We start from the raw sequence: 2,320 nt of genomic DNA on the forward strand, positions 1-2,320 counted from the left end.
CCGAAATCTTCCACGCCATGTCCCGTCCACACCGCGCCTTCCGAAGCGACCACGAACGAATAATTACTGGGATTGCCGCGCTTGTCCTCCAACAGCAGCCGTACCAGCAGATCGAGATCGAAAGGATATTCGGGAATCACGCAGCGGGCGGAAGTGACGTAAGCCGTGTATAGCGCTGTGAAGCCGGCATCGCGTCCGAAGATGCGGAAAATGCCGATACGCTCGTGCGAGCCGAGCGTGGTGCGCTGCCGCGATACCAGTTCCTTCGCGCGCGTGATGGCCGTCGAAAATCCCACGCAGTACTCCGTGCCGCGCACGTCGTTGTCCATTGTTTTGGGAATGGCGATTAACGGAAAGCCGGCGCGGTGCAGCGTGGTGGCAAATCCCAGAGTGTCGTCGCCGCCAATCACAACCAAACAGCCGATCCCCAAGCGCTCGAGATTGCTGAGAACGATCGGCGTGAAATTGAAAGTCTGCCCGTCGCTGGAAAGGCGCTCCAATTCAGATGGAGAGAGATGTTTCGGCAGATTGGCTTTCTTGATGTGCAGGGGATTAGTGCGCGATGTATGCAGCACCGTTCCGCCGCTGCGGTCAATGGCGCGTGTGTTCTCGCGTGTCAGTGGCCGAATGTAGCGAGGATCGGACTCCTGGGAAGAATCGAGATGCGTCAGTCCTTCCCACCCCCTCCGAATGCCGAGCACGGAGCGGTTCATCTCGCTCGCGCGATAAACCACCGACTTGATCACCGAGTTCAGGCCCGGCACGTCTCCGCCACCCGTCAGGACGCCGATCTTGCCGCCGCTCGCCATGAATCGGTTCGCCTCCAGCCCGCCGACCATGAGGATTTAGCACGTCGCCAGGAATGTCAAGAGAGGTTACCGAATTAGAACCCAAAATGCCTTCAGGTTTTAAAGGCGGAGAGAAAAGGCGGTGGGATGGTGCCGAGGGGCAGAGTTGAACTGCCTACGCCGGCCTTTTCAGGGCCGCGCTCTACCGGTGAGCTACCTCGGCACGGGAACAATCAGCGATTTTACGGGCGGGGAAGTGGCGTGTCAATCCGCATCGGATGGGCGTACAATCGGCGGTATTGAAACGACGGAAGGAGGTGGTAGTGCGCTGCTTTGGTGTTGCGCTCGCTTTGGTGCTCGTGCCATTGACTCTGGCGTCGCAGGAATCTCAGCGGACCTCGCAGATTCACGTAGCCACCCGGCTGGTCGAAGTCGGCGTCATTGTTCGCGACAAAAACGGCCCAGTCGCCAACTTAACAAAAGACGATTTCACGGTACTGGATCAGGGCAAGCCGCAGAAAATTAGCATTTTCTCCGCCGCTGCTGCCGCCTCCGCACAACAACCACCCCGACAGCCACCGCCGCACAACACGTTCTCCGATTTGCCGCAGTATGGTGTGACCGCGCCCAGAAGCATTACCGTCGTTCTCCTCGACAACTTGAACACCCTTTACGGGTCCGCTCCGCAATCGAGGTATGAGAAGACGCCCTACTGGGTCGAGGATCTTGCGCTTCGGAACGCGAAATCGCACCTGATTGAATTCATAAAGCAGCTCCAGCCGCAGGATCGCGTTGCCATCTACGGCCTCAGTGATTCCCTGCGCGTACTATGCGATTTCACGAGCAATCGTGACCAACTCCTCGCGATTTTGCAAAACTACGACACCGGATCGATTACGAATCGCGCGGTTGTCGAGCCCGGCAGCACCGTCATGGTCCTCGGTGGACACACCCATCGCGCTATTTTTGGGCAGGGAGATGGATTCGAGAACGGAGCATCGGGGCGTCTCGCCGGGGCGGCCAATCAGGATCGCGGTACACAAACGATGGCCGCGTTGCAGGCCATTGCCGCGCACGTCGCCAACATTCCGGGACGCAAGAATCTTGTCTGGCTCACAGCGAACCTTCCTTTTTCGGGCGCCGCCATGGCCCGCATGCTTAGCCCAGCGAATATCGCCGTTTACCCGGTTGATGCGCGCGGTCTGCTCGCGCAATCGCCGACGGTAGCGGCCGGCGCTTGGGGCACAGCCGATTTCGACGATGTTTCGGGAGCGAGCGGTAAACTTGACAATATGCCCGCGCAGTCGTCGCAGCCCATCGGCATTACGACGATGCAGAAGCTCGCTGACGAAACCGGCGGCCAGGCTTTCACCAATACGAACGACATCACCGGCGCGATTCGCAAAGCCGTTGAAGATTCAGAGGTGACTTACACGCTGGGCTTTTATATAAACGGCGACTCGCTGGATGGAAAATTTCACGAGTTGAAAGTAGAGTCCAAACGCAAGGGTCTGACCATACGCTATCCGAAG

2 protein-coding genes and 1 tRNA gene are annotated in these 2,320 nt (G+C 58.4%); 1 reads left to right on the top strand and 2 read right to left on the bottom strand.

The features are described 5' to 3' along the window. Both WB528_RS06785 and WB528_RS06790 read right to left on the bottom strand, forming a co-directional pair. On the bottom strand, positions 1-809 hold an 809-nt coding region (locus WB528_RS06785; RefSeq protein ID WP_423887656.1), incomplete at its 3' end, for a 6-phosphofructokinase. A gap of 127 nt (positions 810-936) precedes the next feature. Further along, a tRNA-Phe gene (locus tag WB528_RS06790) sits at positions 937-1,011 on the bottom strand. Between the two features lie 100 nt (positions 1,012-1,111). On the opposite strand from WB528_RS06790, the gene WB528_RS06795 reads away from it, so the two are divergent. Then, the coding region (locus WB528_RS06795) for a VWA domain-containing protein (RefSeq protein WP_423887657.1) at positions 1,112-2,320 on the top strand (1,209 nt) is incomplete at its 3' end.

The sequence above is a fragment of the Bradyrhizobium sp. genome (genome assembly GCF_049586575.1).
GTDB lineage: Bacteria > Pseudomonadota > Alphaproteobacteria > Rhizobiales > Xanthobacteraceae > Bradyrhizobium.